The 26,513-nt window shown below is 42.1% G+C and carries 30 protein-coding genes; 18 read left to right on the top strand and 12 right to left on the bottom strand.

Annotated elements, in window-relative coordinates:
• Positions 1 to 29 precede the first annotated feature (29 nt).
• Positions 30 to 1,358, top strand: coding sequence for a RagB/SusD family nutrient uptake outer membrane protein (locus tag OGI71_RS19150; protein ID WP_282251121.1), 1,329 nt, complete (start codon positions 30 to 32; stop codon positions 1,356 to 1,358).
• Between the two features lie 101 nt (positions 1,359 to 1,459).
• Here the strand turns inward: OGI71_RS19150 and OGI71_RS19145 are convergent, their stop codons facing one another.
• The 5 genes from OGI71_RS19145 to OGI71_RS19125 form a co-directional block, all read right to left on the bottom strand.
• Complete coding sequence (locus OGI71_RS19145; RefSeq protein ID WP_282251120.1) at positions 1,460 to 1,888, bottom strand: hypothetical protein; 429 nt, start codon at positions 1,886 to 1,888, stop codon at positions 1,460 to 1,462.
• A gap of 195 nt (positions 1,889 to 2,083) precedes the next feature.
• Positions 2,084 to 3,079, bottom strand: a complete 996-nt coding sequence (locus OGI71_RS19140) for a helix-turn-helix transcriptional regulator (RefSeq protein WP_282251118.1) — start codon at positions 3,077 to 3,079, stop codon at positions 2,084 to 2,086.
• A gap of 17 nt (positions 3,080 to 3,096) precedes the next feature.
• On the bottom strand, positions 3,097 to 4,044 hold the full coding sequence (locus tag OGI71_RS19135) for a hypothetical protein (RefSeq protein ID WP_282251116.1): 948 nt from the start codon (positions 4,042 to 4,044) through the stop codon (positions 3,097 to 3,099).
• 4 nt (positions 4,045 to 4,048) lie between these two features.
• Positions 4,049 to 4,552, bottom strand: coding sequence for a hypothetical protein (locus OGI71_RS19130; protein WP_282251114.1), 504 nt, complete (start codon positions 4,550 to 4,552; stop codon positions 4,049 to 4,051).
• 23 nt (positions 4,553 to 4,575) lie between these two features.
• Positions 4,576 to 4,788 (bottom strand): hypothetical protein, encoded by a 213-nt coding sequence (locus tag OGI71_RS19125; RefSeq protein WP_282251112.1) that lies wholly within the window; start codon positions 4,786 to 4,788, stop codon positions 4,576 to 4,578.
• Positions 4,789 to 4,902: 114 nt separating this feature from the next.
• Between OGI71_RS19125 and OGI71_RS19120 the strand changes: the two genes are divergently transcribed.
• From OGI71_RS19120 to OGI71_RS19070, 11 genes are all read left to right on the top strand, one after another.
• Positions 4,903 to 5,754 carry a response regulator gene (locus tag OGI71_RS19120; RefSeq protein WP_282251111.1) on the top strand — a complete coding sequence of 284 codons (852 nt, stop codon included), beginning with the start codon at positions 4,903 to 4,905 and terminating at the stop codon, positions 5,752 to 5,754.
• Positions 5,755 to 5,758: 4 nt separating this feature from the next.
• On the top strand, positions 5,759 to 6,811 hold the full coding sequence (locus OGI71_RS19115; RefSeq protein ID WP_282251110.1) for a histidine kinase: 1,053 nt from the start codon (positions 5,759 to 5,761) through the stop codon (positions 6,809 to 6,811).
• A gap of 163 nt (positions 6,812 to 6,974) precedes the next feature.
• Complete coding sequence (locus tag OGI71_RS19110; protein ID WP_282251109.1) at positions 6,975 to 7,292, top strand: hypothetical protein; 318 nt, start codon at positions 6,975 to 6,977, stop codon at positions 7,290 to 7,292.
• Between the two features lie 81 nt (positions 7,293 to 7,373).
• Positions 7,374 to 7,658, top strand: a complete 285-nt coding sequence (locus OGI71_RS19105; RefSeq protein WP_282251108.1) for a hypothetical protein — start codon at positions 7,374 to 7,376, stop codon at positions 7,656 to 7,658.
• Positions 7,659 to 7,817: 159 nt separating this feature from the next.
• Positions 7,818 to 8,447 carry a fibronectin type III domain-containing protein gene (locus OGI71_RS19100; RefSeq protein WP_282251107.1) on the top strand — a complete coding sequence of 210 codons (630 nt, stop codon included), beginning with the start codon at positions 7,818 to 7,820 and terminating at the stop codon, positions 8,445 to 8,447.
• Positions 8,447 to 8,935 carry a DUF5675 family protein gene (locus tag OGI71_RS19095; RefSeq protein ID WP_282251106.1) on the top strand — a complete coding sequence of 163 codons (489 nt, stop codon included), beginning with the start codon at positions 8,447 to 8,449 and terminating at the stop codon, positions 8,933 to 8,935. Before OGI71_RS19100 ends, OGI71_RS19095 begins: the two co-directional genes overlap by 1 nt.
• A 40-nt stretch (positions 8,936 to 8,975) precedes the next feature.
• The gene (locus tag OGI71_RS19090) at positions 8,976 to 9,245 is read left to right on the top strand and encodes a hypothetical protein (protein ID WP_282251105.1); all 270 of its coding nucleotides are present in this window, start codon (positions 8,976 to 8,978) and stop codon (positions 9,243 to 9,245) included.
• A complete protein-coding gene (locus OGI71_RS19085) occupies positions 9,235 to 9,402 on the top strand; it encodes a hypothetical protein (protein WP_282251104.1) in 168 nt (55 codons plus the stop codon). The genes OGI71_RS19090 and OGI71_RS19085 overlap by 11 nt, the downstream gene beginning before the upstream one ends.
• Before the next feature lie 143 nt (positions 9,403 to 9,545).
• Positions 9,546 to 10,508 carry an Rpn family recombination-promoting nuclease/putative transposase gene (locus OGI71_RS19080; RefSeq protein WP_282251103.1) on the top strand — a complete coding sequence of 321 codons (963 nt, stop codon included), beginning with the start codon at positions 9,546 to 9,548 and terminating at the stop codon, positions 10,506 to 10,508.
• An 80-nt stretch (positions 10,509 to 10,588) separates the two neighbouring features.
• Positions 10,589 to 10,774, top strand: a complete 186-nt coding sequence (locus OGI71_RS19075; protein ID WP_046675215.1) for a CsbD family protein — start codon at positions 10,589 to 10,591, stop codon at positions 10,772 to 10,774.
• 205 nt (positions 10,775 to 10,979) lie between these two features.
• Positions 10,980 to 12,293, top strand: a complete 1,314-nt coding sequence (locus OGI71_RS19070; RefSeq protein ID WP_282251099.1) for an aminotransferase class I/II-fold pyridoxal phosphate-dependent enzyme — start codon at positions 10,980 to 10,982, stop codon at positions 12,291 to 12,293.
• 48 nt (positions 12,294 to 12,341) lie between these two features.
• Here the strand turns inward: OGI71_RS19070 and OGI71_RS19065 are convergent, their stop codons facing one another.
• Positions 12,342 to 12,944: a TetR/AcrR family transcriptional regulator gene (locus tag OGI71_RS19065; protein ID WP_282251097.1), complete on the bottom strand. Its 603-nt coding sequence runs from the start codon at positions 12,942 to 12,944 to the stop codon at positions 12,342 to 12,344.
• A gap of 241 nt (positions 12,945 to 13,185) precedes the next feature.
• Between OGI71_RS19065 and OGI71_RS19060 the strand changes: the two genes are divergently transcribed.
• Both OGI71_RS19060 and OGI71_RS19055 read left to right on the top strand, forming a co-directional pair.
• Positions 13,186 to 13,365 (top strand): hypothetical protein, encoded by a 180-nt coding sequence (locus OGI71_RS19060; protein ID WP_282251095.1) that lies wholly within the window; start codon positions 13,186 to 13,188, stop codon positions 13,363 to 13,365.
• A 148-nt stretch (positions 13,366 to 13,513) separates the two neighbouring features.
• Complete coding sequence (locus tag OGI71_RS19055; protein WP_282251093.1) at positions 13,514 to 13,909, top strand: hypothetical protein; 396 nt, start codon at positions 13,514 to 13,516, stop codon at positions 13,907 to 13,909.
• 71 nt (positions 13,910 to 13,980) lie between these two features.
• On the opposite strand, the gene OGI71_RS19050 is transcribed toward OGI71_RS19055, so the two are convergent.
• From OGI71_RS19050 to gldL, 4 genes are all read right to left on the bottom strand, one after another.
• Positions 13,981 to 15,150, bottom strand: a complete 1,170-nt coding sequence (locus OGI71_RS19050) for a hypothetical protein (RefSeq protein WP_282251091.1) — start codon at positions 15,148 to 15,150, stop codon at positions 13,981 to 13,983.
• Between the two features lie 16 nt (positions 15,151 to 15,166).
• Complete coding sequence (locus OGI71_RS19045; protein ID WP_282251090.1) at positions 15,167 to 15,835, bottom strand: helix-turn-helix domain-containing protein; 669 nt, start codon at positions 15,833 to 15,835, stop codon at positions 15,167 to 15,169.
• A gap of 225 nt (positions 15,836 to 16,060) precedes the next feature.
• Entirely contained in the window at positions 16,061 to 17,596 is a 1,536-nt protein-coding gene (gene gldM / locus OGI71_RS19040) for a gliding motility protein GldM (protein WP_282251089.1), read from the bottom strand.
• Between the two features lie 30 nt (positions 17,597 to 17,626).
• Positions 17,627 to 18,439 carry a gliding motility protein GldL gene (gldL, locus tag OGI71_RS19035; RefSeq protein WP_282251087.1) on the bottom strand — a complete coding sequence of 271 codons (813 nt, stop codon included), beginning with the start codon at positions 18,437 to 18,439 and terminating at the stop codon, positions 17,627 to 17,629.
• Positions 18,440 to 18,829: 390 nt separating this feature from the next.
• On the opposite strand from gldL, the gene OGI71_RS19030 reads away from it, so the two are divergent.
• Positions 18,830 to 19,900: an endonuclease/exonuclease/phosphatase family protein gene (locus OGI71_RS19030; RefSeq protein ID WP_282251085.1), complete on the top strand. Its 1,071-nt coding sequence runs from the start codon at positions 18,830 to 18,832 to the stop codon at positions 19,898 to 19,900.
• Positions 19,901 to 19,925: 25 nt separating this feature from the next.
• Here the strand turns inward: OGI71_RS19030 and OGI71_RS19025 are convergent, their stop codons facing one another.
• Entirely contained in the window at positions 19,926 to 20,708 is a 783-nt protein-coding gene (locus tag OGI71_RS19025; RefSeq protein ID WP_282251083.1) for a DUF4249 domain-containing protein, read from the bottom strand.
• Between the two features lie 5 nt (positions 20,709 to 20,713).
• On the bottom strand, positions 20,714 to 23,038 hold the full coding sequence (locus tag OGI71_RS19020) for a TonB-dependent receptor (RefSeq protein WP_282251081.1): 2,325 nt from the start codon (positions 23,036 to 23,038) through the stop codon (positions 20,714 to 20,716).
• A 299-nt stretch (positions 23,039 to 23,337) separates the two neighbouring features.
• Between OGI71_RS19020 and OGI71_RS19015 the strand changes: the two genes are divergently transcribed.
• The 3 genes from OGI71_RS19015 to OGI71_RS19005 are packed head-to-tail and all read left to right on the top strand — an operon-like array spanning position 23,338 to position 26,499.
• Complete coding sequence (locus tag OGI71_RS19015; protein ID WP_282251079.1) at positions 23,338 to 24,465, top strand: acyltransferase family protein; 1,128 nt, start codon at positions 23,338 to 23,340, stop codon at positions 24,463 to 24,465.
• A 9-nt stretch (positions 24,466 to 24,474) separates the two neighbouring features.
• Complete coding sequence (locus OGI71_RS19010; protein WP_282251077.1) at positions 24,475 to 25,653, top strand: C1 family peptidase; 1,179 nt, start codon at positions 24,475 to 24,477, stop codon at positions 25,651 to 25,653.
• Between the two features lie 57 nt (positions 25,654 to 25,710).
• On the top strand, positions 25,711 to 26,499 hold the full coding sequence (locus tag OGI71_RS19005) for an HAEPLYID family protein (RefSeq protein WP_282251075.1): 789 nt from the start codon (positions 25,711 to 25,713) through the stop codon (positions 26,497 to 26,499).
• Positions 26,500 to 26,513 lie beyond the last annotated feature (14 nt).

The following is a 26,513-nucleotide window of genomic DNA, read 5'->3' as shown; positions in this document are numbered from 1 at the left end:
TTTCTCGATTACTTCTTTGTAGTATATGCATGCTATGCATAATATCATGTGGTAAATATTTAGAAGAAAAAGCTGACTATTCGGTTTCGGTCGCCGAAACATTGAATGACCTGAGAGCGCTGCTTGACAATGAAGGTGATCTCAATAGAAACCTGCCTGGACTATTGGAAACAGGGACAGATGATTATTATGTCTCCGCTGACCAATATGGTGTCGTCCCTCCATATCTGCAGGAGATTTATATTTGGAGCGCAGATGTGAATGCAACGGATTTGGCATCGTGGATGACGCCATATAAAGCTATTATGATGGCGAATGCAGTGTTGAACGCGTTAGAGAGAGTGCCAAATACTAACCCACAACTTTATCAAGAACTGTATGGTGAGGCACACTTCATAAGAGGATATCAACTGTTTTTACTTGCCCAGATTTTTTGTCAACCCTATAATTCGCTTACGGCAAAACAGGAACTTGGCCTGCCCTTAAAATTTGAAGCAGACTTGGCAGAAAAAATCCAGCGTAGTAATCTTAATGATACCTATCAGCAAATTATTGATGACCTTAAAAAAGCAGCAGATAATCTGGATAACAGAAGCAAATTCATATCAAGACCAAGCAAAGCTGCGGCTTTTATGGCCTTGGCGCGAACTTATCTGGCGATGGGTGATTACCTTTCGGCAGAGTCATTTACCGATAAAGCCCTGAGAATTACGGACGATCTTTTGGATTACAAAACTGTAGCCGCTGAGAGCGCGCAGCCATTTAATACTAAGAATCCTGAGCTTATATATTATGCCGAAACTGGACAAAGCTATCAATTGATTTATCCTGATTATTCCTTTATAAGCAATGACTTGTATGCCATGTACGATGCCTTAGACTTAAGGAAATCATTGTTTTTTTCGGTGAATTCATCAAACCAAATATCATTCAGAGGATATTATGCCAATACCGCGGTATCTTACTTTGGCGGTTTTGCTACGCCAGAGCTTTATCTGACTAAAGCTGAATGCTTGACCAGGAGAGGCGCAATGGAAGAAGCGGCAAACTATTTGGATCAGCTGCTGTCAAATCGCTGGAAGGATAAATCATATGGTATTCAATTGGAAAGTAACAAACATAAACTGTTAGCTTTAATTTTGGATGAAAGGAGGAAAGAGATGCTGATGAGAGGGGTGAGATGGATGGACATTAGACGATTAAATGCCTTGGATAATAGGGGGATAGTCTTGAAGCGCGATTTGCTTGTCAATGGGGAGATGAAACTTTTTGTATTACCTGCTAATGATCCTAGGTTTTGTCTCCCCATACCTCAGGAAGTTATTCTCCAAAGTCAGATTCCTCAGAACCTGAGATAAAGATAATGTCAATGGTTGAAGTAGACTGAATGCACGGACTGAAGGATGTAACTAAAATAGCATAGGGCCATCCAAGGTGGATAGCCCTATTTGTTCGGCATTTAATTTTTTCGGAAACTGCTAACGGTTTCATTTGTTTGTGGACTTGATGTGTTTAGAGAGTCCTTAGCATCGTTGATTTGATCAGCAACTGTCTTACCCGGCAACACCGGTGCTGACATATCCGGTTGTCCACTGCCATTATCTGGAGCCTCAATAGTACAAATTCGCTGTAATGGAGTAGGGCAGCCATCTGAATGCGGCGTTGTCGTATAAAGGCTTGGAGTTGTCGGATTATCGCTCGAAGACCCTGTAAAATACCATGTCTGATTTGCAAGTACAAGCTTTGTTTCTTTGCTGGCCTTAACTTCCTTATCCGCTTTGACCTCTTTTTCATTTTTAATACTTTGGGCATTTGCACCCATTGAAATTCCTAATGTCATAACACCAATGCTCATGGTGCCGATGATTCTTTTTACTACTTTGTTCATGTTTCTATGTTTATAATTTTAAAAAATTTACCTATCCTTATTATCCTCCTGAATCAGCCGTGGAGTTGTTCCCTATTGACCGGCCGGTACTGCCCGAGCCCAGCCGATCTGTTATCTCATACCAAAGTTACCGCAGCGATCTTCCATGGATGTATGACTTTTCGGTTGGCCATTGTATGATTTTTCGATCAATAGCTATCGGTCACCCCCATTTTTATCGCTACCGTAGTCCCCAGGGGGGACTCCTGTCTGCTTCTGGAAAAAAGTCGAGAAATTTTGCTGATGTCCATAGCCACAATAATTGGAAACCTCTTTGACAGAATACCCCATGAGCAACAAATCTTTGGCCTTTTGGATCAAGAGCTTATTCCAGGTCTGCTTTGGCGTTTCACCGTACGTTGACTTGTAGACTTTGCCCAGTTTACTGATGTCCGTCTCCAGCGCATCGGCAATGGCCCGGATAGAACAGTAGCTAAAGGTCTGCAGTACCTGATCGCTGATCAGCTGTAGGGCGCGTTCGGCCAGCAGCTCATCCGGATTGATCTTTTCATGCCCCTCAAAATTTTTGTAAATAGCAATATCGTACAGGTCATAGACGAGCTTGACCGCCAGGGCTTCGTTGTCCTTATGATACTTGAAAAAACGTGTTTCAATCTGGGACAGCTGATAGCGGGTCCGCTCTTTGATAGGCCAGATGGCACTCTGATAAAACCGATCTTTATCTCGCAAATGGGCGGATCTGAATTCTGATAGAAAATGGCGCTCTTGGTATAGGACGGGTCGTATATAGCCTATGTCGACCAAAACGCCATATACCAGATACTCGCCGGGGGCTAGGTCTGTATGGAGGGCCCCATTGGGAAGATAGATATAGCTGGCGTATGGGGAGGGAAGCGCTGCCCGGCTGTTACCTGATGCTTGCTTAAGTATGATTTCGGTAGGTGAATGGAGATTGTACAGCAGGTGGTAATCTGCCTTACACGTTTCGATGGATAGCCTGTTGGGTACTTGCACATGGGCCTGCAACCGGTAAAAAATGACGCTATGATAGTCAATGTATTCTTCGACAAGCTGAATGCCTGAATCCTCATACCGCTGTAGCGCTGAATTGGCCAGCTTGGGCAAAAAGGCTTTTACCTGATCAGAAAATGTGCCGACCTCCGGCAGCTTAAAATGGAATGTTTTTTTCATAAATAATTGGCTTTTGGTTATTTAACGTGTTTGTTATTACCTCCTTCCCTTGTATCGAGATCCGCTGTCGCCGTTCGCACCTGTAACGTTGGCTCGGTGGTCTCAAGAGGTTTTATAACTAGCTTGGCAATACGATGTAAGAGAGGATGATCCCAGGCACAGAGGTTGTACCAGATCATCAGACAGGAAAAATGGATTAACCCCATGGTCAGTGCAATACCCAAATGCATTAAAATAATGCCGGTACTGATATAGATACGGGCTCGGCCGTTGATCCATAGCAATCCATATCCCAATTCTAAAAGCAATGTGGCAATTCCTAGTCCGGCCCAGATGGTCGCAAACTGCTGGGCGACTTGCGGGATGCTGATTAATGCAGGGCTTAAGGGCTGCTGTATGGCTTTCCAAATGGCTTCGCCATTCCACCAAGTGGGGCCAATGGCTTTACCCAAGCCGGCAAAAAAATACACGACAGTAAGCTGCAACCTAAATACTGTGGACCCAAGTCTGGCCCATCTTTGGTGACGTAATCCACGACTTCCGAAACAACAGAATATGAAACCGGTAAACAAACCTGTCTGTGCGAGATAATCTGCTCCGTAGCTCCAGGTATAGTTGGCGATAAAAAAAAGATAATGCAATATAATGAGCCCCAGCATTGCGGCTCTGCGATAGTGGTCAAAAAACAAGGCTAACCCACAGATGATGTACAGCAAGCCAAAGAAATGGATCCATTCTAGGCTGGCTAGTGTGTACTCCGGCAAATTGGAAATCAGGGTGTGGATGGATAGTGTATCTGGTCTTTGCTGCCATGAAATGCTGTGCTCTTCCAGGAAAGTACCCTGGCCAAATAGCATACTGAGGTCTGGCCATAGCCGCCACATGTCTATGGCCAATAGCAGGCCCAGTCCCCTAGACATAATAGGTAGGATCGTATCGGTGCTTAGCTGTTCTTCCTTGTTCATAACCTTAATTTTTGATATACTCAAAAAGAATGATGTACTGGGATGAAAGGTGCGGCTCACCTTTTTGAACTAATGCTGGTATATATTTCGTTATTAAACGACATGAAATGCTGTCGGCAGCCACAATATCGGACAGACCGCCTGTTAGATTACTGATTGATGTACGCGCCCGATCCTGTAGATAAGACTGACTGCTGTCAACGAATGATGAACCCAATTGCAGGTAACTGTTGAGCCGGAGCATTCCGGTAGCACTTTGTATGCGCGGTTCGCTCAGCAGAGTTGCTTTACCCTTTTGATATTGGATATATTCAAGCTGTATCTGCATTCCTACGCTGGGGCCATAGAAAGTATAGCCTCCACTCAGGCCTGCGAGGTCCTGATATAGGCAAGCGAACTCGAATATTTCTGGCAAATGATCAGGAAGTTTAAAAATGATCCGCAGATTGTAGGCTGATGCCATACAGAAATGTATGGCACAGCCTAGGGCAAAAATCAGTCTTAGCATAGGTTTCAATAAGGCAACTGTCGTTATTTCGAATGTTTTGTGAACTGTTCTTTGGGTGAGGAGGGAAAGAATAAGCGGGTAGATAGTCCATCTTGAATGGGATTCTCCACCGTTTTCAGGTGTATGTAATTTTTGTTGTTTATTTCCTGCCCGGGCATGATGGGATTAGGTGTGACATTCATCGCAAAAAAGGGGCCTGCGCAAATGAGATAGCTGAATAACTTGGGTTGTTTCATGATATAAGTGTTTTTTTGTTTGTTTCTTTAAATTGTTAAAATCAAGGGATAACTTGGGGTTAACTATTTGTTTATACCGATGTAATTATTTACTTTACGGCTATAACTATTTTTGTGATCAATCAACATAAACCTATTATGGGCAAATTTCCCGTTGTTATAATCGATGATCTGTATGGTGCACTGGAGGATACAGCCGCCGTATTGGAAGAGCTTGGCTTATTTCAGATACATGGTAAATTTACCTCGGTAAGAGATGCCGAATTGTATTTTTTAAATGCGGAGGAGAAAGTTTATATTATATTCTGCGATATTGAGATGCCGGAATATTCGGGATTTGACGCGATTGAGCGAATCCGCTGTTACTGTTCTCATTTTGTTTTTATCACCGGATATGCTGATAATTATGCTTTAAAGGGCTATAAAGTGCATGTTGATGGTCTCCTGTCCAAGCCCGTTGAAGTGGATGAATTGCTGGGCTTGTTAAAGCACTTACAAAGTAAGGCCTCCGCCAGTAGTGCTGATCGGTCCCCCAAGACCGAACCGACGATCTTTCTGGATTTTGTTGACCCAAAAAGCGAACTGCATCTTGCACGAAAGAATGGTCCTCCAATGCGAAAGAATCCTGAAAATAAAAGGGAATATGCAAAAGTCCCGGTCGCACTTGCGGAAATTGCTTATTTAGAAAAATTATATAATTACATTCATTTTTACGCGCTTAGGCCAAATGATCAATTTGTCTTGCTGGGGGTGCTCAACAAAAGGATGATAGACATGGAAGATCTACTCCAGCAAGATCCGAGATTTGTTCGGATCGATCAGTCTGTATTCATTAATTTAAACTATGTTAGAAAAGTGAGCCTGGAAGGAGTCACTGTCGGACCAAAGTTTCTATCTGTTTCAAAACCACGTGCTGATGAACTCCATAGAAGATTGGAGATGATGGATATTCGCCACAAATTGTAAGGTCATGCCAGCAAGAAAACAATTTATGCTTACCTGGCTCAAAAATATCGTACTGAGCGCTGCGATTGTCTTTGCGCTGGCTTATATTTTTCTTATCATACCTGCGGCATTTCAGGATTGGCGGGATCAATTGACTGCCATGGGCCTGACCAGTATTATATATGTAGTGGTTAGGCATCTGATACTCCCCAGACTATTTATATGGTCCAGGTATAATGCCTGGCTGCTGATGACTTTCGTCATGCTGCTTTTTCTGTTTTTTTGTTCTATTCCAATCTTGATTAGCCTGTCTACGGGTGCATTGAAATGGACACCGGAACAATGGAATATTGAAAATTTCTGGCCTGTGATATTTTTAATCATTCCGCCCGTACTGGTAGCTTTCTTTATGTATAGCTGGCAGTTTGGTGTTGATAAGTGGTTAGCCTATCGGGAAGCGCAGCAGCGGCTTAACGAAATCGAACATATATCCATAAATTGGGAATTAATTGCCCTGACAAAAGATCTCAATCCTCATTTTATAACAAATAGTATGGCTACCATCCGGGCATTGATCCGCAAATCACCAGCAAATGCATTGCTCGCTGTAGGTATATTGGGTAATATAGCCAAGGTATATATGAATAATCATGATACATGGTTTGACTTAAGGAGGGAGATGGAAATGGTTGATAAATTGGTACGTATGTATGAATTTATAAAGGGACATTCAATTTCGCTACAAGTGGAGAATATATCGGACGGAGCTTATAGGATTCCCAAAATGCTCCTGTTTAATCTGGTCGAAAATGCATTGCAATACGGTGAGACATCCATAGGGAAGTACCCAATACAGATAGTGATCACCATGGCGGAGGATCATAGGATGAAGCTGCAGGTATCAAACCGCATTGCCGCGAGAGCGGTGGCAGGTAAGGTAAGTCACAATACGACGCTGGAAAGAATAGCGCGTCAGCTGCGGTTGCTGGATCCGCAGCGTGCTGCAATAACGGTAAGTAATGATGATTCTATATTTATGTTATCAGTCTCATTCCCACAAATCATTGACAGAAGCTAACAGATCAGAAAAATGTGTAACTTAAGGTAATTATAAACCTTTTACCATCCGTGGGTATTTTCCTTTATTTCGCAGGGCTTGGCAGACCTTGAAATAGAACTGATTTTTCTTTGTCCATGGAAATAACCCTACCTGTACGTCGATGGTCTTAAATCCATAGACCATGAACCTAAGTGTATTCTTACATACATTAATAGATCGTATAGAAAAATTGACTGAAATTTTAGTGGCGATATACCGCCTGCTGGCGACCCTGATCCTCATCCTTAAAATAAAGAAAGTAGAACAAAAGCCACTGCGCGGACGTAAGCTTTGGACACATACCGAAGTGACCGATTACCTCGGTATCAGTGTTTCGACCTACAAGCGCCGTGTGCGTGAGGGACTGCTCAATCCGATGACCCTGACTGGGGATGACCGCTACTTTGAAGAAGATCTGATTGAAGCACTCGAAAGAAGCCGACTCAAGGGGAAAATATAATTTTCTGGCCCCAGCGGTTTGATTAGGTGCGAAGGAACTGTGACTTCGCGCTGTGTTTTTGCGATCTTCCCGACCAAAAGTATGAAACAGACCGGTGAGGTTCCGTTTTTTCCGCTTGGGGAAAACGAACAGTCAGGGGAATTTGCTGTTCAGTCACACAGAAATATGAAACAGTCACCCATCTGTTTCATTTCCCCGCCTGGCCAAATGAACTTTTCACTGGTCTGTTTGTGTCAGTCCTTGGATTGCGCGAATATTCCAGGGGACGGAAACACTATTTTATCATGTGAAACTGAGCAGTCACAGGGCAAAATCATTCTTTTCTGGCGTACTGTCGATCAGGTTGGCTCAGATGGGCTCAATTAAGCTCAATCTGGGTCAAAACTTCTTTTTCGGTCTACTCCCATACTATGTTTGTGTCATTAAATGATCTCGCGAGGAAGATTTAATCGTTAACAAACAGATTTTTAAACCGACACTGTCAAATGCCAGATAGCATTTACAGGTCAATAAAATAGAAGAAATATGGCGACAAAAATGAAAGCCCTGATCGGATTTGGAAAAATGAAAGATGATGAACTGGTCATCAGCTGCAATACAATTATCGGTGCAATGACCGGCAATGCCAAGTACCCGACACCGACGCCTGCATTGGCGGATATACAGACCTTGCTGGATGATTTCACGGCCAAGCTGGCTATTGCCCGTAAACGTGGTTCGCCCGAAGATACCGCTCTCAAAGATGAGAGCCGCAGCCCGCTTATTGTGGTGATGCAGCAGCTGGGATACTACGTCAACTCGGTGGCCCAAGGTCATCTCTCCACCTTACTGAGTTCGGGATTCCCGACCAATAGTACCTCCTTTGCCAATCAGGTGCCCCTCAAAGTGGATAATGTGCGGCTCTCGGATGGACGGCAGTCCGGGCAGGTGAAGCTGGACTTTGCGCCCCAAAAGATAGCGACGATCTACGAATACCGCTTTCGCATACGAACGGATATTCCGATCGAATGGGGAGATCGATTTACGACCACTTCGTCCCGGAGCAATATTATTGCTCCGTTGGAAGTAGGCAAATTCTACGAAGTGCAGGTGCGCGCGATCAACACCCAAGGGGTGGGCGACTGGAGTGATTCGGCCAATATCCTGGTGCGTTAATGAATATGCTGCTCAAAAGGGTCAGACAGGGGAAGAATAGTACCCTGTCCGAATTGTATATAGATGGCCTATTTCAATGTTATGTCCTCGAAGACAGGATACGTGACCGTAAAATCAAGGGACAGACTTGTATTCCGGCCGGGAGCTATTGTCTGGGGGTTAACTATTGGGGCGGAATGAATATCACTTATAAGAAGCGTTTTCCGGATATGCATCAGGGCATGATCGAGATACAGGATGTCCCAGCTTTCAGTAATATCTATATCCATATCGGCAATACGCATGCGGATACTGTCGGCTGCCTATTGGTGGGGACTTACTTCCATCGGGACAAAAACCGCGAAGACTATGAAGTATATCAATCACAGGAGGCTTACCAGAAGTTATATCAAATGGTGATCGACCATGTAAAAAGTGGCAAGGTCATCCTGGCCATCGAAAATAGGCTAACGGGAGGGAACTATGCCAGTTTGAGCCGGGACGTGTAAATCAACGAAGGCAGCTAACACATAATAAAAATTTATACGGATGAAAAAGATAATCAATAAAATAGGAAAGGTACTGGGACTAGTACTTGCAGCACCGATAAAGCTGTCCGGGAAGGCATTAAATATCGTTCGGTATCTTGCGCTGGGGCTGGGGATCATCGAATCGGTCATCAACGAAGATGATCAGAGGATCAGTGAAGGGGAGAAGGATGAAACAGGCCCGGAAGATAAGGAGGGGCGGCTAGGGGAACAGGCACTAGATATGCAGAGGGTAAACCCCGCGGGGAAAGGAGCGATTGATGAAACTTAGTGATATGCGCTTATCGGCAATCGGTGGCACACTCTGCGGTATCTGGGCGTCTTTTTCAGTAGGCGACCTGCTTAACGGAGCATTGACGGCATTGATCGGAACGCTTGCGAGTTTCTTATTGAGCCGCGTTTTAAATCAGGTATTTAAACGAAAGTGAAACCAAGGGCTTCTGTTACTGCAGAAGCCCTTCACTTGATGTATACCTGACCGACAGGATAATCTTTAAAATCAAATGCTAATATTATTAGTATTTTTATAATATTTTATTTATATTTGCTTGATAACCAATATTTAATAATTATGGGTAAATTAAAACGGCATATTGGCAAATATGTAGACCCTAGTACTGATTTCGGCTGGAAGCTTTACTTTGGGCGCGAGGAAAACAAGATTCTACTAATTGAATTTTTGAATAGTCTTTTCGAAGGCGAGAAAATTATTGCTGACCTACGATACAAACCTGTTGAACATGACGGTGATTATGAAAATATGCGAAGGGTAGTCTTTGACTTACACTGTATCGGTAATAAAGGCGAAATATTTATTATTGAGATGCAGCAGTTGTTTCAAGAGTTTTTTAAAGATCGCGCGGTATACTACACATCACGTTTAATCAATAAACAACTGCCCCGTGGCAGTAAAGGGAATAATTATTGTCTACCTGAGGTTTATTTTATTGGTATCTTGGAATTTAATATGATGGAGAATGGTAATGCGCCATTACACCAGATTACCAATAGACCATACTATCATGATGTGGTCTTATGTGATAAATCAACCAATGAGATCTTCTATGACAAGTTGGGATATAAGTTGGTCTCGCTACCTTTGTTTGATAAGAGGCCCGAAGAGTTAGTGACAATTATGGATCAATGGCTATATTTACTTAAACACTTGAGTACCATGGATAAATTGCCTTCGTTTTTGGATAAGCGGATATTTGGTCTTATCTTTGAAGTAGGGGAGATAGGTAAATTAACGAAGGAGGATATGATGTCATACGAATCGAGTCTAAAACACAAACGTGATGCCGAGAGTGTATTTAATTCAGCATTACGATCCGGAGAAGCCTTGGGACATGCTAAAGGTCTTGAAAAAGGTCTTGAAAAAGGTCTTAAAGAGGGTCGTGCAAAAGGTCGTGCAGAAGGTGAACACAAGCAAGCTATCGAATCCGCTCGCAAGATGCTAAATAAAGGCTATAGTAAAGAGGATATTAGCGAAATTTCTGGCCTCTCTATCGAAGAGATCGAAAAATTAAAATAATTTTAACATTTTATAACAATTTCTTTTAAACGATTCTGGTTATAGGCTGTTCTATTCATAAACAACGAAAGGAAAATAGTATGAGCGAATTAACTTGGAAAGGCCGTTGGAATGAGATTAAAGGCAAAGTAAAACAGCAATATGCCGATCTTACGGATGATGATTTACTGTATGCAGAAGGCAAAGAGGATGAATTGGTAGGTAAACTTCAGAAGAAGACCGGAAAAACACAAGATGAGGTGAATAGTTGGTTGAACGGATTGTAGAAATAAGTGTTTTTTGTGATAAGGAAAAACGGATAGCAGTAATGTTATCCGTTTTTTTTTGAAATAAGTCCGGCTAGGTAAAATGTTTTGATGTTGCTATTATCTACAAAAACTTGATTCAGCCTCAGTAATAACGAGAAACCGCTCTACTATTTAGGCCAAATTCGATAACTTTAATAGATAACTTAAATATAAAATCCAAAGCATGAACCAGCATAATTTTATGAGCGCTATCGACCAGAGCATTTCTGAAGGCGTTAAAAGAGGTATACTCCATTTAACTCAGGAAGGTAATCTGACAACCGACAACCTTATCCGCATCAATGACTCCGAGTTGGTGAACTTTACCTCTTGCAGCTATCTTGGACTGGAGCATGATGAACGTTTAAAACGTGCTGCAATAGCTGCCGTAGAAAAATATGGTGTGCAATTTTCCGAATCGAGAGCATACGTTTCCATTGATTTATATAGAGAACTGGAAGATCTGATGAGCAGGATTTTTGAAGCTCCTACCATTGTTGCTCCCACGACAACACTCGCACATTTGTCTGCCATACCTGTGATTCTGGGCGCTGGAGATGCTATCATCGTCGATCAGCAACTGCATAATTCGGTACTAAGTGGTATAAATATATTTAGGGCGAATTGGCCAATTCACTTTGAAGTCCTCCGACATAACCGCTTAGATGTACTGAAGGAACGCATCGAAACACTCCAAAAAACGTATAAAAGGGTTTGGTATTTTGCTGATGGGGTATATTCCATGTTTGGTGATCGCTGTCCTGCTGATGAGATCTTTAATTTGTTGGATTCCTTTCCCGCATTCCATACCTATATCGACGATGCACACAGTATGAGTATAATGGGTAAAAACGGGAAAGGATACATACTTAGTAATCATACCATACACGATAGGATGATCATAGCCTCATCGATGGCCAAAGCTTTTGCTACAGGCGGTGGTATTTTGATTTTTCCGAATATGGAAATCGCCAGAAGAGTGCGTGCCTGTGGGGCGCCATTCAATTCCTCTGGTCCTTTGCAGCCAGCGACCTTAGGTGCTGCGGTTGCCTCTGCAAAGATCCATTTAACAGACGAAATATATGTACTGCAAACCGAACTGGCAAATAGGATAAAATACGCAAACTCATTATTTAAAGCAACCTTATTGCCATTAATTTCGAATTTTGATTCGGGAATATTCTTTGTTGGTACATCGAGGGCCGAGCTTGCATATAGTATTATGGAAAAAATGATCAAGCGCGGATTTTTGTTGAACATCGGGGTATTTCCCGCTGTATCCAAAAACCATTCAGGTATAAGATTTACAATGACAACGCTGCAATCCTACGATCAGATCGAAAGAATGGTAAAGGCGCTGAATGAAGTGTTTTTTGAAACTTTAGGTGAGCATCAATATTCAGTCGATCAGATCTATAGTGCATTCAAGGTCGTAGCCCGTTTGGAGGATCGTTCAGCCGGCGAATTCATTAGCGAACATAGCCCTGAAAAAGAATAGCGCATACCGTACCATTTTCTGCTAAACGGAAAAGTAAGGGGGATATAGCTATCCGGCAGGCTCCTCGACTGAGTTATAGGCCCACCCTAAAATGTTCTTGATCGAAGCTCTGATCCTGTTCAATCCCTCTGGAGTGGAGATGTCTATTTCACAGACGGTACTTTTTGTATGTGCAGCATGAAGAACAATATAATAGATACCTGCAACCAGAATAGTGACAACAGCCCTGAGGTCGAGGTCCTTGCCTTGAAGTTCTTTATCTGCAAAGGCAAAGAATAGGGCACTCATCTTTTCCCGTTCCTGCGAAATCTCAGACATGAGTGCAGATTCCTCGCAGATCTGCCAGGCCAAAATCTTTTGCATTTCTGTATTGGTAAGAAAATCGTCAAACTGATTTAATAATAAGGATTCTAAAAAACCTCTTGACCCTACCTCGGGTGCATTCCCAAAATATCCCACAGCGTTCGTCGTCGCAGTAAGCCAATAGTCTTTGCCCCTGATGTAAGTTTCAACCAGCTTGTCCAGTGTGCCGAAGTATAAGCCAATGAGCTTGCGGTCAACACCTGCCTCTTTTGAAATATTAGCAATGGTGAGACCGGGATAACCTTTTTCTTCAAGTACTTTGCCAACGGAAGCAATTAACTTCCCCATGGTTCGTTCTTTATTATTTTTTTCTCCCTGATATTTTTTTCTCGACTGTTGTTTATCGGTCATAATACTGCCTGAAATCGAAAGATTTAAAGATTAATATCAAATATAAAAAAATTAACTTAGCATACCGTTAATTAGTTAAAGAGTTGTGAGGTATTTAAACGATTGGTTACAAAAAATGCTACATATAATGTTGAGATACAGTAGCCATACAATGCTTTACAAGAGATGAAAGCAGTGTATGGTTAAGGCTACTATCCTTTATCTCGGTGCCATTTTCACATGCGAATATGCAACAGTAAAAGGCATACCTATCGAAACAGCTGAATTTGCCGTACATGTGGAAACACAGGAGATTGAACGCAATGTGGCAGCAGTTCCACCGGCTCCTCTTGGATCTGATACAAATGTATTGCTATAAATAATTTGGTATGCAGTATTGTATTTGTACGGGTGATGTGTATTTATACTTCTTTTGTTTCAATTGATACGGATCTTATTTTGCACCTGGGGTAATGGCATAAAGTTTGGATTTAACCTATCGATTTTTAATAAAAAACACATTAACAATGAGAAAATTTATTCAAACATTGGGACTAGGTATGCTTATCTTGACAGCAGTAATCAGCTTCATTTCATGCAGCAAAGATGATGATCCGGCAGACAACAATCTTTTTATCGGCAAATACGAGGGGAAGATTGCGTTTGACGATCTAAAGGATAATAGTAAAGATGTACCTTCTGGCGACGGAAGCATTACAGTAACGAAAACTGGCAATACCTATAATTTTGCTTTCGGCAATAGTATTCCTAATCTCAATGGCGTTGATTTTGAGGAGAAGGATAACGTGCTGATCAATATAGGCTCGGCCGGTACCGGAGTGATCCGCATTGATGCTGGTAAATTAACAATCGGTTACACCAAAGATGACAAAGTGTGGACAGCCGATTGCCAGCGTAAATAATAGCAATTTATTGAATTTTTTGAGCCATTGCCACAGGGGAATGGCTCTTTCTTTTTTGGTCATAGCCTCAATTAATTTCTTTTGGCGTAATGAGGCTTCTTCAATATATTACGCAGTTCCTCTTCGGTGTACCGCTTATTGCCGCTTTGGAGCAGTTTGAATCCACAGACAAGCCGCAGTCCATTCATCGAAAAAAAACGAAGTTCATATATATCCCTGGAGTAACCGGTAAGCTCCATCAGTTTGCTGCGTGGCATTCCGTTTGGATAACCATGTTCGATGCTTTTGGATTTATAGCGTTCCGCAAGCTGCTTTTTGCTGAGCTTGCAACGCTCACGCGTACTATAAGCCGGCTTTTGGCCGAAAGATTCGATCAAACGATTTAAGCGCTGGCCGGTTTTCCAGACCATCGCCCCGGCAGTGACGCCCATTTTGGCTTCCAGCTCTTTGGTGGTAGGTGTTCTACCGAGTTCCTTGGCCAGACTGAGGTAATAATCTTTGATGCTAAACTTGGTAACGGGTATTTTAGTTCCGGCGAGATAACATAGGTTGTTCCAGCCAAATTTTTCTTTCAGATACCAAACCGAGGGATAATTTTCGGGCTTTAACCGTTTGTAGTCTTTATAATATTTGATATGGTGTTTTTTGATCAGCTTGATCACTTTCTCTTTGGCTTCAGCTTCCGTCATCGTTGTAACCCGAAAGTGAGGTTTTAACTTGGCATACTCCAGTACATCAGCCCAGCTGTCGACTTTAAAATGTTTGTAATAGGATAATGAATTATAGAGCCCATTCTTTTTGGTGCAATCCGATATGTTGGGTGAGCGCCTATGTTTAAGGTAAAATTTGACCAGTGAATTTTTTAGTTTTCCGATGGAAGAAATTCTACGGTCATTCGGGGCAAATCCGGCTGCGGCAATAAACTTGTTCCACGATCCGAAATATTTATTGATACTGGATGATTTTGCAGAAAATTCCCTGCGCATTGGAATCCGGCCGTTAATTTTATAAAAATCGTTTACCAATGCCAGTAGTTCAGCTGTAATCTCTTCTTTGGACCTGTTTATATTAGGCTTTAATCCGGCCGCAAGAATAAAATTATTCCAGGAACCAAAATAGCGACGTGCAATTGTATTGATGTTCTCCATCTCCCGGCGGATCGGAGTTCTGCCATGCTTGCTGTGAAATTCACGCACTATAGAAAACGCATAGGCAATAATATCTTCTTGTGTTTGTTTCAAATTATTTCACCTCCTCCTACGCCAGAATGCTATCGCGGATCCAATTGTAACCAAAGATTTTCTCAGGATCTTTTAAGAGGTCTTTTTCATTCTTGAAATAGATCCATATACGTTTTTGTCTATGATAACCGATACCATAGTCCCAGGGTGTTTGATGTTTCTTGATAAACCCTTTCGCTATACATTGTTGTAGTATCGCTTTGAGCCTTTCGGGGGTAATGTTTATATCGTAATCGACCGAGAAATCTACAACCATTTGAAACAGGGTCCGTGGGCGTAAAAAGTAGTCGGATGTACGGGTGATATTGGTAATTTGATCGCGATACTCTTTATTCTTTTCACTTTTTTCTTGCTTTGCGAGACGGATGACTTCCGCTGCATTATCTGACGGTTTTTTGAATTTATTCAGTTTTATAGGAGAGGCTATGGGTGGTGGTTGTCCCTTTAAACTTAACTTTTTGTTAAAATCACAGAAATCATGAAAATTGATTGATAAGGCTGTGCAGATTTTTAGGATCGATTCCAGTGTAATGGGAATGCCACCGGCATGATAGCCCCGCAAAGATCGGATATTGATACCCGAAATGCTGGCGAACTCCTGGATAGGAAGTTTTGTCAAACGCAAAATCTCATCGATACGATGTGATACTGACTTTGAAAGCTCGTTTTTCGGTTTCTTTCCCATAATAATATGCTTGAACTAGGTTTGTTATAAAGCAAGCTAGAATAACTATTAATATAAAGATAATATCTTTTCTTGAATTTGAGGTGTTTATAACATCTTTGTTGCTCTGACAGTGTACGTTTCGGTCTAAAGCCATGGATTTGCTACTATCGGTAGGCATGGATTTAAAAAAAAGCCTGTTCTACTAAAAGAACAGGCCTAATGTATAAATGTAGGGGTGATTTACTAATTTGCGGTCAATGCGACTGCATTAAGCTGTCTGGATGTCCCATCTGGGCCAACTGCTACGATATTATCAAAGATCACACGAGTACCTGGTACAATGCCATTTAATGCTGATGACATACTGGAGCTTAATTGTCCACCCGAGGTGGAAAGGACAATCGCGTCCGCACGTGGCTTGGCGAGGATCATCGTGAACTTGGTTACTTTGAAGGATGCATCAAAGTCAAAGTTATCTAGTTTCGCAAACAGTGCATTTTGTGCTTTCAGCGCTACTGTTGCCATAGATCCACCGGTTTTACCTGCAAATTTGGCAATTGGATCCGGGATTCTTTTGACACGGAATTCGGTTGAACTCAAAGTCTGTGTTTTACCAGGAGCGACTTCAGCCGATACCGAGATGCGAGCTGTGCCCGGCGAACTTACCCGCACATTGTATTTTCCGCCTCCTGCGCTAGATATGCTGCCACCGCTCATGCTTACCCGTACTTTATCTGTAGGCGTGCCTGGAGCTGAAACCGAAATTGGATTATTGACACCGATATACAGCACATTCATTTTATCTGGTGATACAACGGCCGAAGGACGGGCCACCTGGTAGGTCTGCTGTGGCGTCCGGTATTCCTTATAGGAACCATCAGTCTGTTTAACTTTAATTACCCCGGTCCAGCTAAAAATACCCTCCCGGTTCGTTGGTACAGCGTATACACCTTTACCATCAACAATCTGTAGGGATGAGCCATTGACAGAGATCGCTGGTTCGGACTTGGAATCGGATGCCGTTAAAAAGACTTCGGCTTTGTAGGGTTGTCCCTGTACCAGGTAGGAGGTCGGTGCAACAGCTACAGCTGCAAACTTGTCCAGATTGACCACTGCCTGATCCATTTTACCTAAGATAATCTTAACAATATCTGACTCTGCATTTTGTGCATCCGTTTGGATTTTTGTCAGAATAGTCATTGCTGCTGTAAGCGGCGTGCCACTGCCAAAATTAATTTCTTCCCATGATTTTTTGCCATTCACCGATTTCTCTGGATTCTTGGCTTCCAGTGAAAAGGAAACCATTTTCTGTTCTTCTGGTGTCAGTAATGCCAATAACTTGGCACGGGTGTCATTGATTTTGTCTTTGAGGATGGTTCCTTTTTTCTCATTAATCATCAGATTGGGCGAGATGTCCTCATTTTCCCGTTTGACAAGATCTCCTTTTTCTTCATCGTAACCACCGCCCTGTTTGACAAACTCTTCTTTCAGGGATAGAATATATTTATCCAATTCGCCAATAATGGCTTGTGCCTTTTTAGCTTTATCGTAAATAGGCTTGGCGCGTGCCGGTTCTTCTTTTAACTTGGTGTTTTCAAATGCAGCGAACAGCTGTTGTACAGCTGTATTGACATTTGACTTAGATGTTTCGAGACTGTTGTTGATATTTTTGAACGCATCCAAGATCGAATCTGGTACATTGAGTGCCAATAAAGCAAGCAAGACCAGATAAAGGATGCCAATCATCCGCTGTCTTGGCGTTTCTCTTCCTAATGCCATTTTTTCTAATTTAAGTAATACAAGGGTAAATTATACGCGCGGCTGGTTCATGGCACTAAGCATATTGCCATAAATGGCATTTAACGCATTCAGATTTTTCGCCAGTTTGCCTACTTCTTCTTTAAAGGCTTTGGAGTCATCCAGTGATTCGTTGAAGTTTTGCATGGTATAGCTTAAGTTCTCATAAAACTTATTCATGGATTGCAAATGAGATGCTGAGTCGCGGAGTTCACGCTCGTACATGGCATTCAGCTGACCGAGGTTGCTGGTCAGATTTTTGACCTGATCGTGGTAATTTGCTGTATCACCGGAGGTGTTGGACATGGCCACGAGGTTTTCCGACGCTTTTTCGAAGGCTAAGCTCAGGTGGTCAAATTTTGATGTAGCTGTGCGCAGCTTTTGTGTAAACTCTTCGGTTGCCAATGACACGTCAGATAGTTTGTTGATAGCGGATACCTTCTCACTGAAGTCACGTAATCCACGGCCCAGGTTTTCGATACTTGCCTGCTCAATATTGGCATCTGCAAACATTTTGTCCAATGCGGCTGTTGCCGATGGACCTGCCGGCTGTGCCACAACGGCTTTGCCACGTACAGGGAGCTCGCCATTGAAATTATCGTCCAATTCAGGATAGACACGGCTCCAGTCTGGTTCTGGCGCTGGGGGATTGAAACCCATTAAAAAGAAAAGTAGCGCCTCAACCCCGAGCCCGATACCGATCATATAGTTGGCAGTGCTGCCGCCGATATGGAGAATCTTGAACAGTACCCCAATGATGACGATACTTGCGCCCCAGGATATAGCTACATTTAGCCATCTTGAATTGTCTTTTTTCTTGCTCATAGTTTTTATGTGTGTATTTGGTCTAATTTTTTTGATAGTTTTATTTGACTTTATCTGTATAAAACGGATTTGTCTATTTAATAGTATATCGTATTGACGATGGTACCTCCATTTAGTGTTGATTATTTGATAGATCTGCTTGTTTCAAAAAATATACCAAAGATCCCGGTAAGCTTAAATTTTACTTTCTTGTTCGGCTCATTTGAGGTTGGATATAGTCATTTTCTCAAAATAAAATAAACGTTCGTTGGTCCCAATAGTTATACTGATAATAATTGGATGTAGGATGATAGAAAATTGTAACTTTTCTTGTGGGATCTTTCTATCGATTAGGAGATAGGGGAAAGTCTCACTCAAACAATATCTTTGTGAAGTAAATTTGAAATCAATATGCAGATTTTATTTCTTGTTTTATCAGGACTCTTGATCCTCCTTAGCTTGCTACCGTTTATCCGTTGCCAGCACTGGGTCTTTCGTGTGGCTGAATTTATTAAATTGCAGCTGCTGGTCTTTCAGGTGCCCGTATTGGCCTGGGGCTTTTATCTGGTGGCGGAATCGCCCTGGATATGGAGCATCCAGGGCGCGCAGGCAATATTGATCGGCTATCATGTATTTATCCTGGTGCGTTATACTAAATTTTGGCGTAAGGATAAATACGAGAAGGGCAAAGATGCTTCGGATAGCATCAAGTTGATTTCCTGCAATGTGCTGCAATTCAATAAAGAGTACGATCGTTTTATCGATTTGATTCGGAAAGAACAACCGAAGATCTTCCTGACCATGGAAAGTGATGCGGTATGGGAAAAGGCGTTAAGGGTATTGGAATCGGACTATCCGAATGTTGTCAAGGTGACGCTAGACAATACCTATGGTATGCATTTTTATACCAAGCTGAAAGTCAATAAAAGCAAGATTCACTATTTTGTTGCAGATGATATTCCAAGTATCGAAGCCGAATTGGAAACGGAGGATGGTCACCGTTTTATCTTTTTTGCTGTACATCCACCACCACCAAGTCCTACAGAGGAGGAAAACTCCAAAGAACGGGATGGTGATCTGCTCAGTGTGGCAAAAAAAGTGCGTGATTATAAAATGCCCGTGGTGGTTACGGGAGACTTTAACAATGTGGCTTGGGCGAGATCCTCCGTCTTGTTTAAGAAAACCAGCAAGCTGATCGATGCACGTATAGGACGTGGGATCTTATCTACTTTCCACGCCAATTATTGGTTTTTCCGGGTACCCTTAGACTTGCTGTTCCACAGTCCAAATGTATTTATAGATAAATTGTTTATCTATCCTTCTGTTGGATCTGACCATTTTCCGATGGGCTGTACTTTTTTCATTGACCGTTATTCAGACGAACAGGCAGAAGATATCGAGCACCTTGAACAAGGAGAAATGGATGAAGTAAACGAGCTTATCGTCGAAGGTCGTAAAGAAGAAAGCGACAATCGGGAGTAATTTTTTTATTTGGACAGCGCTTTGATTACTGCCCGATCTTTAATTGATATTCCTTTACTGAAGCGACGGAAAAGTAGCCCAGTGCATTGTTGGAAATATTGGATTTTGGGTTGCTGGGTGCGGCATTGCTAAGGTTATTATTTTGGTATTCGTTCCAATATTGGTAAGTTTTTTCGTCAACACAATAGCGACGAATAATCACACCATCGCCGGGTACTAAGTTTGTCCCTAAGTCAGAGATGTAATGTGTCACTTTCAATCCATCGTTGAACTGGTCAGATTGTGCATTGGCAAAGCGAAAGGGGCCACCATTGATCGATAAGGTATAGCTATAATAATTGGCAACCTTGGCGGGATCTTTAAAAGTCAGTGTTGCAAAAAAATAGGTTTTACCATTGAGACTTTTTTCTGAAATGCCGGTGGAGTCCACTGCGACATAGGCTGGCATCTGGCAGCTTGAGCTGTATTGCTGCTTTTGTACTGCAACATTCAACGTATAGATCCGGCCGGCAACGGGCTTAAAGTTACGATGGATATAATAGCCGTCTTTCTCATATTGAAAAGAGTAGTGCCTATTCTCGTTGTCTTTGACTGATACCGTTGCTCCCTTGATCCCGGAAGTATTGATCGGATCGTCAAATCCCACAGAATGTGAAATGCGGATCCGCTGAACTGAACTGGCATCGGATAGTTGGGCATCGATGACAATGCGAGCTGCAGCTTTATTGAGATCAAGGTCCATTTTTTCCTCACAGGAGGAAATCAGCAGCAACAGACAGGATAGGGTAAAAGATTGTCTAACATGCATGGTGTTTAAAATTTAAAATTCCACGTGACGGATGGAATAATTCCGAATAAAACAATTTTGTAAGCTTCTGTCAGATTTGGGTTAGTCTTACCCTCCCGAAAGTCGATGGTATAAGCATTTTTTCGATTGTAGGCATTATATACACCAATCGTCCAGCTCGAATGAAAACGTTTGTTAGTTGTATGTAGATCATAGGTTGCTGACAAGTCAAGGCGGTGATAGTCGGGCATACGATAGCCATTTCGCTCGGTATAGTAGAATATGGATTTGCCATTGATAAGGTATTTCCCGCTGGGAAATGTAACGGCATTTCCGGTATTGAAAACAAATGTTCCGCTGAGTGTCCAGCTATTGGAAAGCGCATAATTCGCTACAACGGCGAGATCGTGTGTACGATCCTGGCGTGCATTGAACCATTTCCCTTCATTGATCCCGTTAAATTTGCGACGGCTTTTGGATAGAGTATAGCTGATCCATCCCTTTAGCCGGCCGCTGTTCTTGCGCAGGTAGCCCTCCAGGCCATACGCACGCCCGACACCAAAGAGCAACTCCCCTTCGAAATAGGTATTGGCCTGTAAGGTAGCTCCATTGCGTACATCAATCTGATTACCAAGCCTTTTATAGTAAGCCTCGACCGAAAAGTTATATTGCTTGTTCCTAAAAGTACGAAAGTATCCCAAGACAGCCTGGTCCACACGTTGCGGCTTGATATTTAGACTGCTGAGTACATACTGATCGGTGGGTAGACTTGCCGTGGTATTGGTCAGTTGATGTAGGTTTTGCACAATACGGTTGTAAGAGACTTTTAAGCTGCTTTGTTCATTCAGTACAAGACTGGCAGATATGCGTGGTTCCAGATTGATATAATGTTTAGCAATCCGGCTGTTATCACGTTTTTCGGAAACAGGCTTTCCATTTTTGTCAAATTGATAGAAAGTCCTTTTGCCTAGCACTATAAAATCATGGACATGGACACCATACTGTAGGGACAAGTCGGTTGTAGGTTTCCATTCATGAGAGATATATCCCCCTAGATCAATCCCGCGCTGGTTTTCAATGGTGGTTGGATTGACTGATTGATTTTTATCGGAGGAGAGATTGGCTGGCTTGATGGATTGCGCCAATGCACCTACCCCAAGCCGGATGGTATTATTGGCATTCGCATAATAGGAAAAATCCTGCTTGGCATGCGCGTTTCGGATTTTGGAGGCGACCTGAAAGTCAATCTGTTGGCTGGAAACCCCAGCCTGATAGTTGAACCCACTGTAAATAAGGGATGTGTTACTGGATATTTTATCATTAAACTGATGGTTCAACCGTGCTGTTGTAGTGCTGTTCCCCCAAGCAATATGAAATAGGTCGCTGTACTTTAAATTGTCTTTGCCATGATAGCCCGATAAGTATAGGCTGGTTCTCTTGCCCAGATTAATACTGAGCTTGGCATTTAAATCATAAAAATACAGACTATTGTTATCCATATCTTTACTTTTTGCCAGTTTTAAAAATGAATCTGCATAGGATCGGCGGGCGCTGAATAAAAAAGAACTCTTATCTTGTGTGAGTGGTCCCTCAAGTTTGATCCGGGAAGCAATAATCCCCAGCCCGCCTTCACCGGAGAACTGTTTTTTGTTACCATCCAACATGGAAATGTCTAATACAGAAGAAATCCGTCCGCCAAACTGGGCCGGTATGCCACCTTTGTAGAGTTGCACATCCTTGATTGCATCGGAATTAAAGATGGAGAAAAAACCAAACAGATGCGAAGCATTATAAACTGTAGCCTGATCAAGCAGAATCAAGTTCTGTCCACCATCGCTACCACGTACATGAAAATTGGTCGAGCCTTCACCTCCACTTTGTACCCCCGGCAAGAGTTGTATGGTTTTTAAGAGGTCTTTTTCACCAAAAAGAACGGGGACATCCTTAATATCTTTCATGGCGAGATGGACTGTACTCATGTGTGGATCATCGACCGATTCACCCTTCTCTTTGGCGGATACCAGCACCTCATCTATTCGATTGGCAAAGGGCTTCAGTTCAAAATTTCTTTCATGGGATTGGAGTAGTTCGATAGTAGCTATCTGTTGCTGGTAGCCGATGTAACTGATCGCAAACGGATGTGTTCCCCTGGGAAGTGATAAGTGATAATATCCGCGTAGGTCTGAGGTGGCACCTATGCTGTCATTGACTGTGATAATGACTGCGCCATGAAGGGGCTTTCCGGTACTTGCATCACGAACGATGCCGCTTAGTACAGCTTCTTGTGCTGAGAGAATGAAAGGGGATAGTACAAGAGAAATGGGAAGAAAATACTGAATTATTGGGCGCATTTTTAGCTCTTATCTGAATTGATTTGTATACAATAGAAAATGGAATGATGTATTAACCCTTTATTAATATTTGTTGTGATAGTTTATGTTAAGCAGGCGGCATAATGTCTCCTATTTTAGTTCGGTTTAGTTATATATGTAACGCTTTTGGTACATTGAATATTGTCCCCGATGTCTTATTTAAGGCCCAGTTCTACTTGCAATGTGCATGTTCAAATTGGGTGAATCAAAGCAGATAATGGATATTTAATTAGAAATGTGTAATTTAAGGGCTCCAATACATAATTTAAATCTAACTAATGGGTAAAGATTATCTTTATAAAATGTCTGGAGATGAGCTGCAGTCAAAGACCATTGATTTTTTACGCTTCCCTTTGATTGTGGGGGTGGTATTTATCCATACGGATTTTTCGGATATTGTGATGGCTGGTGTAAAGCAGATCAGTTTTGCTAGCTATCCTATTTTTTCGCACATCTTTTTCTTATTCTCCAAAGTTATCTTCGAGGTCTGTGTACCGCTCTTCTTTTTTATTTCAGGCTTTTTATTCTTCTATAAAACAGCGACATTTTCCACCGAGATTTATCTTCAAAAATTAAAAAAACGTGTTCGATCGCTTTTGATTCCTTATATTTTCTGGAACCTGTTGGTCATCTTATTTCTTTTGCTTGCGCAAACGTTTTTATCGGGAAGCTTGGTTTCTGGTAGAAACAAATTAATAACAGATTATAGCTTGTTGGATTGGCTTTGGTCCTTTTGGGATACTTCCCAAGTAAATTCACATTTGAATAAATCCTTACCCATTAACTCTCCCTTTTGGTTTATTCGTGATTTGATGGTCGTGGTGCTGTTTTCTCCAATAGTCTTTATACTCATTAAAAAGCTGAAAACTTATGCTGTGATTATAATGGGACTGCTTTGGATTTTTAATCCTTTTTTTTATTTACCGGGGCTGAGTACGGTTTCTTTCTTTTTCTTCACTGCAGGGGCGTATTTTAGTATCAACAATAAAAACTTTGTCAGTGGTAAGCGGCCGATGCTGCCAATTGTCGTGCCATTGTATATCCTGCTCGTCGCGGCACAGCTATTTTTCCTAGGTTCAAGGTGGTGGGTTGACTTGTATTGTGCTGGAATTATCATAGGTCTTATTACGACTGTGTCCATAGCAGCTCATTTTATAGGAAAAGAAAGCTGGCGGACAAACACCTTCTTGGCCAATAGCAGCTTTTTTATTTTTGCATACCATCGATTACCTTTGGTTTTTATCATCAAATTTTTATTTAAGGTACTCATGCCACAGTCTGAGGGATTATTGCTGTTCTTATACTTGGCATGCCCTACGATTATAATTGTATTGGGTTTGGTAATTTATAGTTTATTAAAGCAGTTCTGGCCCCGGTTTACAGCAATGATCAGTGGCGGACGTTAATGGGGAATTATGAAAAAGTATAAAAGGCTAATCATTATTATTCTTGTTTTGATTATTGGAGCATTGCTTGCGACATTTATTCGTAAGATGCTCAATAAAAATAAATACAAGAGAATTAAAACCGAGTATGTATTTACAGATGTCATCAACCTAGGATGCACGCCGGTCAAGCAACAAGGAGCATCGAATACCTGCTGGTCATACACTGGCAATTCATTTTTGGAGTCGGAGATGATTCGGATGGGGAAAGAACCCGTTGAAATTTCTCAGGTCTTTACCGCTAGACAGGCCTATTTGGATAAGGCGCATAATTATGTACGCCTCCATGGTGGCTTGACAATGGGTGAAGGTGGGCAATTACATGATGTATTGAATGTATTCCGTAAATATGGCGCGATGCCTCGATCGGCTTATGCTGGACTGCCTGGTAATCATACCTACAATGATTTCAGAGAGATGACCCCTCTATTAAATGCAATGCTCAAAGTATTGGTCAAGGGTAGACCCTTGACACCGAATTGGGAGAAAGCCTATAGCGCTACACTGGATGCGCATCTAGGGGTAGTACCCGAAAAATTCGACTATAAAGGAAAGGTGTATACAGCACGCACATTTGCAGATCAGGTGATCGGGATTGACCCGGACGATTATATTGGCTTTGCTTCTGTAACAGATCAACCTTACTATAAGCCTTTTGTGCTATTGGTACCGGATAATTGGTCATTTGATAGTTCTTATAATGTGCCCATGCAGGATCTAACGAGCATTATTGATAGGGCGTTGCAACAAGGCTATACGGTTGCATGGACGACAGATGTTTCTGAAAAGGGCTTCTCCTGGCAGTACGGTATTGCTTACGTTCCTGAAAAACCATTTGACAAGATGTCTAACGACGAAAAGAAAACCATGTTCGTAAAACCAAGCACTGAGAAGAAGATTACGGCCGAAGAGAGGCAACAAGCTTTCGACAACTGGGCTACCACCGATGATCACGCGATGCATATCGTCGGGCTTGCCAAGGATCAGCATGGAAAAGAATATTACGTTGTTAAAAATTCCTGGGGTAAGGCTAACGATTTTAAAGGATATATGTATGTCACCAAGGAATTTGTCAACTATAAAACCATCACGTTAATGTTGCATAAGGGAGCGCTTGATCCATCCTTACGAGCGAGGCTAAAGATCTAATAAGCTAGCAGCTATACATTCCCAATTGTTTCCATAATTCATTGGGAGGTTTGTTGTATGAAAAACAACAACACAATCATACAATTTTCTGGAGCTTTCCTGATGGCCTGGATGCTACTGGGGACAACGAATGCGCAAGCGCAACAAGGGCGATATATACCTGATAAAGTACATCATGCTGAACCCTTATATAATGATCTTGTTCGTGATTTGGGTGCAAGGAAGGGCGAGAAGGAGTTTAATGTTGGTGCAGATATCAAAAAAATGGGCAAGGCAGATGAATATGGCTATTTGGCGGAATATGAGTTTGCGCCCATAGATCGATTGGGGCTGGAAGTAGAGACAGACTTTGCCTATACAAAAAGTAAAATAGCCGATGTTTCCTCGGGCAATAAACTCGAAAGGTTAAGGTTGTCCTCACAATATTCCTTCTATGTTTCGAAGAAACAGGCAACAACATTAGCTGTGGGCTATACGCAGATTTTTAATTTCGCGGACGGTGGCACTGCATTTAATCCTTTTTTTGTGGCCGCTAAAAGTTGGCATTCAAACTGGCATACCTTGATCTATACAGGTCCGGAGATTGCTTATCATTATAAATCAGGTAAGACGGGAATGAACTGGCAGATCAATACTTCTTTGCATTATACCTTGCCACAAACAGACCATTTTATTGGATTGGAGATCAACCAAGAAGTCGCCTCGGGTTGCTTGGAGACCACACTTCGGCCACAGGTTAAATTGGGGTTGAATGATAAATTAGCCGTCGGTATGGCTGTCGGTTTTCCAGTAGGAGGAAAAGAAAATGCGATCAGTTCATTTTTTAGATTGATTTATCAGCTTTAAAATATAAATCTATC

Source organism: Sphingobacterium sp. ML3W, assembly GCF_029542085.1.
In the GTDB taxonomy this organism is placed as follows: domain Bacteria; phylum Bacteroidota; class Bacteroidia; order Sphingobacteriales; family Sphingobacteriaceae; genus Sphingobacterium.
Note: the sequence above shows the minus strand (reverse complement) of the source record. Positions and strands in the feature narration are given on the sequence as shown.